Origin of the sequence: Exiguobacterium sp. s95, from assembly GCF_018618655.1 — a bacterium.
GTDB lineage: Bacteria > Bacillota > Bacilli > Exiguobacteriales > Exiguobacteriaceae > Exiguobacterium_A > Exiguobacterium_A oxidotolerans.
Window position 1 is genome coordinate 124,019 of the sequence record NZ_JACSMM010000008.1, and the last position, 6,289, is coordinate 130,307.

The following is a 6,289-nucleotide window of genomic DNA, read 5'->3' on the forward strand; positions in this document are numbered from 1 at the left end:
TCGGGTATTGTCGTCAAGAATAGCGAATTTTCAGTCAAAATGAAAGAGGTTTTTTAAAATCCCTTAAAAATTAGAAGAACATTCCAATTTCAGACGACGTTCTTGATACACTAGACAAGTAATCGATCGACTACTAGACGGGAGATGGAAAAGATGAATCGGACCTGGTGGAAAGAAGCCGTCGTTTATCAAGTGTACTGGCGGAGTTTTAACGACTCGAATGGAGACGGGATGGGGGACTTGCGGGGCGTGATTGAAAAGCTTGACTACATCGCCTCACTCGGGGTGGATGTCATTTGGCTTAACCCCTGTTATACATCACCTGATATCGACAACGGTTACGACATCGCTGACTATTACGGCATCATGGAGAAAGCCGGCACGATGGCAGATTTGGACCAGCTGATTGAATCGGCGCATGCGCGCGGCTTAAAAATCATTCTCGATCTTGTCGTCAATCATACAAGTAATCAACATCACTGGTTTGAGGAGTCGCGCCGTGATCAAACGAATGATAAGTCAGATTGGTACATTTGGCATGACGGGGAAAAAGGAACACCACCAAACAATTGGCGGTCGTATTTTGCGCCGAGTCCATGGACGTGGGATGAAGGACGGCAACAGTACTATTTTCATTCGTTTGCTTCAGAACAACCTGATTTGAACTGGGAACAGCCTGCCGTCCGTCAATCTGTCTACACGATGATGCGATGGTGGATCGACCGAGGCATCGATGGTTTCCGGATGGATGTCATTAACTTGATTAAAAAACGAGCGGCGTTTGACGATGTGGAGGATCCGTTTGACTTGTCCTACTTAGGCAATCAACCGGGAGTCCATGAATTTTTACAGGAGATGCATCAGGAAGTTCTTGCGGGGAAAGAATTGTTTACGGTCGGGGAGATTCCGTTTGTCGGTCCCGAAGATGGGCTGTTATATGTCAGCGAAGAACGTCAGGAGTTACAGACGTTGTTTCATTTCGAAGTCGCCGATGACATGGAAGAAATGGACCTGCTGCGGTATAAACAGATTCAAAAACGGTGGTATGATGCGCTGTACCCGAAAGGCGTCGCTTCACAATTTTTGAATAATCACGATCATACAAGACAAGTCACGCGCTTCGGTAGCGAGTGCTATCGTGTCGAGAGCGCCAAGTTACTCGGCTTGATGCTACACACGTTACCGGGTATCCCGTATGTCTATCAAGGAGAAGAAATCGGGATGACGGGTATTCGTTTCTCGGATGCTTCTCTGTACCAAGACGTCGCCTTCCGTAATCGTTACGAGGAGCGCGTCGCAGCGGGAGAGCCGAGTGGCACTGTCTTGTCATCGATGCAGCTACGGGCGCGGGATAATTCGCGGACACCGATGCAATGGGATGATAGCCGGGCAGGCGGATTTACGACAGGGGCACCATGGATGACGGTCAATCCGAACTATAAAACAATCAACGTGCAGGCAGCTGAACAGGATCCGCAATCGGTTCTCGCGTTTTACCGGGAGTTGATTCAATTACGAAAAGAACATCCTGTCATGGTGTATGGCGTGTATCGTGATTTGGCGATTCAGGATCCTTATCTTTACGTATATGAACGGGAATTCGCAGGGGTGACGTGGCGAATCGTCTTGAACGTCCATGATGAACAGGTCGAAACGACATTCGCCTTACCGAATGAACAGTTACTTCTCTCGAACTATGAAGAGAGTGCAAGTGAGATCTTACAGCCCTATGAGGCGCGTCTGTACCAAACGAGTCGGTGAAATAGTGAAGGGTCTCATCTTAGGAAAATACAAGAAAGTGACACGCTAGAAAAAGTGCCGTGGTTTTGAGGAACATTCTGATCGAGGGTCATGACAAGAGTTAGGTCCCGCTGATTTCGAACGGGCTGATGAAAAAAGAAGGAGCTGACTCAAGAGTCGCTCCAACATCAATCAGAGTGACGGACGGTTTTGTTATCCTCACCGCGAATCGCGCTACCTTTTCCCACAGGGGTCGAGGATGAACGTTCCCGTCCTCCATTAAGTAAATGGCCGATGACCCACTTTTGACGGGATCATCGGCCATATCTGTACAAATGTTTATTGTTTCAGATAGTTGAGTGTTTGACTGAGATACGTATGGAAAAAGTCCTGATTCCTTTTAATCGAGAGTGGTTCCCGCTTTTGAGTCAGACCCTTTGAGCGTGTAGAAAAACGTGTGCGAGAAGTGAATACGCTATGTCTAGATGCGATCAGTTCCTCGTCTCGTCTTCAAAGCGACAGGGGCGCGAACGATTGCTTTTTTCGGTTTAATGCGATTCAAGACGGATTGCGCTCTAAATCGGCTGCATGAATTGTCTATACTTACGCTTTTACCTCCCGCACTTCCTGCTTTTTAAGCAAGGTAAAGGGTTCGGTAGATTGTTGTGGGATCAGCGTTTTAACAATTGTTCAAACCGATCGACAGCTTCACGCATTTCATAGCTCGGTGCGAGAACGAGAGGACCATGTCCAGTCGCAAGGATGTCGGGCGTCAGTTCCGTCAATTGATGGGCGGACTTCAAGGCGACGTCTTTATCCCAAGTCGCTAGAGCAGGGAACGGGAACTGCCAGCGCGTATCGCCGGAAACAGCGATTCCGCCTTGTGTTTGGAAGGCATCTCCGGCAATCAACGTCCGACTGCCTTCATGCCATAAGGAAATCGAGCCCGGGGTGTGTCCGGGAGACGTAATGACGCTCAGGCTTCCGACTTGTTGGCCGCTTTCAAGCAGACGGTCTGGTCGTGTCTTGATGTTTTTCGGGATGCCCCCTTTTAAGGGTGTCGTCTCTCCTTCACGAAGCGATTCGTCACCGCTAAGAAGCGCTGCGTCGCGGTAACTGATTGCCACTTCGGCGAGTGGAAAGGCATTCGCTAAGAAGTCGAGTGAACCGACATGATCAGCGTGGGCATGCGTCAAGATGATGGAACGTAACGGTTTGTGATGGGACTTGATGACGCGATGGATTGCTTTGGCGTTCAGTGAAATCCCGGTATCAATCAAGGTCAGGCTGTCGGCTTCTTCAAAAAGGTAACAGTTGACCGGGAAAAAAGATGGTGTCGTCTGTAATTGATGGAGTCGTTCAATCGTTGAGATCCGCATAGCGTTTCACTCCCTCGTTAAAATAATCGTCGATACTTTAGTATCACCTGTTTTAGTACAGACGTCTACAAAAAAACTCCTCGACTGGACCGAGGAGTAAACAAAAATTAATACGTGACTTCGAAGACGGCACCAGCATGCGCAGAATCGTCTCCATCTGCCGCTGTCGTGACGAGCAGACGATCTTCATAAGCGATTGGGCACGTCGGATTTGCAACCGGGAACTCGATGTGTGCGAGCTTCTCACCCGTTTCAAGATTCCAACGTGTGATGCAAGAACCGGCATAATGCGCGATGAAAACATGTCCATCCCGGTCTTTCGTCATGCCGTCCGGAAAACCATCTTCTTCTTCTAAATCGATTGCTACGCGGCGATTCGTCAAGGGCTGATCGGGTGCATAGTCAAAGGCGTAGACTTTTTTAGTCGGTGTGTCGATATGGTACAGCGTCGTTCCGTCCTCTGACCAGACGAGACCATTTGAGTTCGTGAGGCTTTCGAGCAAGACATCAATCGAGCCATCGTGACGCAAACGGTAGAGACTGGCCGTTTCCCCGTCCTCTTCATTGATGCTACCGGCTACATACTGCGCAGATGGATCGAGTTTACCGTCGTTCATCCGGTCCGAGTCGGGCATCGTCAACTTCGTTTCGAGTGAGAGATGACCTTCTTTCAGATCGAATGTTCCGAAACCATGTTCTGAAGTCACCCGGAGAAAATCAGGGGCATCAGTTAAAGCGATTGAAGTGATCGCGCTCGGTACCTGGAACGGCTTCAAGGCCTCAGTCGTCAAATCATATGAAAAGAACAGCTTGTTTGGAATGTCGACGAAATAAAAGCGTTTCGTTTTGGCGTCATAGACAGGCGATTCGCCTGTTTTACATGCTACATCAATAAAAAGTGAGACTGTCATATATGTTCCTCCTACGTATGGTCTTGCTTGAATCAATCAAGTAAAGACAAATTACCATTGCTATCTTAATGAAGAGAGCGATATGAGTCGTTTGTGTCGTGATCTAAAATGAATCATAGTATCCACAGTAAATGTACCTGTTTTACTTTAATCTAAAACGTCCGCTCGAAAATTCAATCGATTCTATTAAAAAAGGTCTTCAGCTCGGAAGTTTACCGAAATGAAGACCATCCTTTAAATTAACGGCTTTTGACAAGAAGACTGACAGCTTCCTTAACTAAGTCTTCTGTTTGTCCCTCACCACTGGCTTCAGCCTCTTTGACACATTCAATCAAGTTTGAGCTAACGACGACACCGATCGTCCGGTCCATTGCTGACCGTGCAGCGGATAACTGAGTGATGACGTCACGACAATCTTGACCTTCTTCCATCATCCGTAAGATACCGCGCAGTTGTCCTTCAATCCGACTGACCCGATTTTTCATCTTTTGATCGTAATCCATTCGTTTTCCTCCATTCTAAGATGCAACACGTATTCTCGATACCTTCATGCTATGCCCATCATGGTATTTCTGTCAATTCAATCGATTTTTCAGCTATATTTTTTGATAGAACAGGGAATATGGATGTGGTGGAGAAAAATAATCAAAATAACGAAAGAAAACTAAAACGATTTTGCGTCAGCTTGCGTATACTATATGATAAGGCTGACTAATCACAAGGGGGAGAAGGATGCATACTCAATCCGATGAATCGCTTTATCATCAGATGCGTGGAGGAGATGAACAGGCTCTTGAAACGTTATATGATAAATACGAGAGGCTGTTGTTTTCATTCGCACATCGCTTTACGAACAACGATCGATTATCTGAAGAAGTTATTCAAGAAGTCTGGATGAAGATATGGAATGGACGTGTTGACTTCAATACGGAGAAAGGAAAGTTTTCTTCGTGGGTGTTGACGATTACCCGAAATGCTGCGCTTGATTGTTTACGGCGTGAAAAGCGACAACCGACAATTGAAATTGAAGAACGAGACGGTGGGTTTGATGAACCGGTCGAACGAACGGTCGTCGAACGGGAAACCGCTTCTGAAGTACGTGAAGCGGTCCAAGCATTGAAACCGGAGCAACAAGAATTAATTGAGCTTGTCTATTTTAAAGGGTTAACGCAACAACAAATCTCAGATCAGCTCGAATTGCCCCTCGGAACGGTGAAGACGAGGATAAGGAGTGCGATTCAAGCGTTACGAAAATTATTGGAAGGGAGGGCACGTTGATGGAAGAACGTTGTCATGATTTAATTGATTACTTTAATGGAACGTTATCTGCAGCCGATCGAGACGCGTTCGAAGCACATCTTGCGACTTGTGACGACTGCAAGCAGGCGCTACAAGAAATGGAAGAATTGATGCTTCCCATCGCGGAATCACTTCCAGAACGACCGGTACCGGCTGGGATGAAATCAAGAATCTTAGGAGAAGTCCTTGCTTCGTCAAACGAGACGGATCAAGAAGCGCCTAACATTGTGAAAACAACACAGCCGACACCGGAACATGCCTCGGAACTCGAGACAAAACGTGCGAAAAAGCAAACGAGACGAAAAGTCCCACTCGGTTGGTTAATGAGCATTGCAGCGGTTCTCTTATTATCGCTTGGAGCGAACGCCTATTTCTTAGCGCAAGATGAACCAGAACAAACAGAAGCGTTAGCGCTGGATGAAGTGAATGGCATGGGAAACTTCGAGAGTACGGCTTCGATTCAAGGATCGAGCATGATCTTTACGAAAGACGATAAAGAATACATGCTCGTTCAATTGAAAGACTTGCCACCGCTTAAAGAAGGCGAGTTGTATCAGATGTGGACGATTCAAGGCGATCAAGTGCAGGCGAACGGAGTCATCGAACAAGATGGTCAAGCAGCAGCAGTCTTTGCACTGAAAGGCAGTGGCAAGATTGATGCCGTCGCGATTACGGTCGAACCTGAACCAGATTTAGAACAACCAACCGGAGCAGTCATTGCATCCGCTACACTATAAGAGAAGAAATGTCGAGGGATCCACAAATGTGGGTCTCTTTTTTGTATATTTCGTCCAAAATAGTCGAAAAACACATCAAACTGTTTGAACTACCTCCACCTACGCTTCGCTTAGAGGTGGAGAATTCCTGAGTGATCCGACCTAACGGTCGAAAATTGATCAGGCTAACCCCGTCGTCCCGACGGTTGAAGAAGCTAAGAGGCGTTCAGCTTCTTGTTTGAGG

At 47.0% G+C, this 6,289-nt stretch carries 6 protein-coding genes; 3 read left to right on the forward strand and 3 right to left on the reverse strand.

Features of this window, described 5'->3' with window-relative positions; all coding sequences use genetic code 11:
- The first annotated feature begins 153 nt into the window (after positions 1-153).
- A complete protein-coding gene (locus tag KNP99_RS12535; protein ID WP_214807152.1) occupies positions 154-1,761 on the forward strand; it encodes an alpha-glucosidase in 1,608 nt (535 codons plus the stop codon).
- Positions 1,762-2,411: 650 nt separating this feature from the next.
- Here the strand turns inward: KNP99_RS12535 and KNP99_RS12540 are convergent.
- From KNP99_RS12540 to KNP99_RS12550, 3 genes are all read right to left on the reverse strand, one after another.
- Positions 2,412-3,119: an MBL fold metallo-hydrolase gene (locus tag KNP99_RS12540; RefSeq protein WP_088837856.1), complete on the reverse strand. Its 708-nt coding sequence runs from the start codon at positions 3,117-3,119 to the stop codon at positions 2,412-2,414.
- Between the two features lie 107 nt (positions 3,120-3,226).
- On the reverse strand, positions 3,227-4,030 hold the full coding sequence (locus KNP99_RS12545; RefSeq protein WP_214768907.1) for an SMP-30/gluconolactonase/LRE family protein: 804 nt from the start codon (positions 4,028-4,030) through the stop codon (positions 3,227-3,229).
- A gap of 239 nt (positions 4,031-4,269) precedes the next feature.
- A complete protein-coding gene (locus KNP99_RS12550; RefSeq protein ID WP_088837854.1) occupies positions 4,270-4,533 on the reverse strand; it encodes a metal-sensitive transcriptional regulator in 264 nt (87 codons plus the stop codon).
- Between the two features lie 229 nt (positions 4,534-4,762).
- Here KNP99_RS12550 and KNP99_RS12555 point away from each other — a divergent pair, with 229 nt between their 5' ends.
- Together KNP99_RS12555 and KNP99_RS12560 are read left to right on the forward strand one after the other, a co-directional pair.
- A complete protein-coding gene (locus tag KNP99_RS12555) occupies positions 4,763-5,308 on the forward strand; it encodes an RNA polymerase sigma factor (protein WP_215193295.1) in 546 nt (181 codons plus the stop codon).
- The gene (locus tag KNP99_RS12560) at positions 5,308-6,066 is read left to right on the forward strand and encodes an anti-sigma factor (RefSeq protein ID WP_214767092.1); all 759 of its coding nucleotides are present in this window, start codon (positions 5,308-5,310) and stop codon (positions 6,064-6,066) included. Before KNP99_RS12555 ends, KNP99_RS12560 begins: the two co-directional genes overlap by 1 nt.
- Positions 6,067-6,289: the final 223 nt, after the last annotated feature.

What these genes read in the sequence shown, in the direction of transcription:
- KNP99_RS12535 (WP_214807152.1), top strand. Translation starts at nt 154, where the DNA reads ATGAATCGGACCTGGTGGAAAGAAGCCGTCGTTTATCAAGTGTACTGG.
- KNP99_RS12540 (WP_088837856.1), bottom strand. Translation starts at nt 3,119, where the DNA reads ATGCGGATCTCAACGATTGAACGACTCCATCAATTACAGACGACACCA.
- KNP99_RS12545 (WP_214768907.1), bottom strand. Translation starts at nt 4,030, where the DNA reads ATGACAGTCTCACTTTTTATTGATGTAGCATGTAAAACAGGCGAATCG.
- KNP99_RS12550 (WP_088837854.1), bottom strand. Translation starts at nt 4,533, where the DNA reads ATGGATTACGATCAAAAGATGAAAAATCGGGTCAGTCGGATTGAAGGA.
- KNP99_RS12555 (WP_215193295.1), top strand. Translation starts at nt 4,763, where the DNA reads ATGCATACTCAATCCGATGAATCGCTTTATCATCAGATGCGTGGAGGA.
- KNP99_RS12560 (WP_214767092.1), top strand. Translation starts at nt 5,308, where the DNA reads ATGGAAGAACGTTGTCATGATTTAATTGATTACTTTAATGGAACGTTA.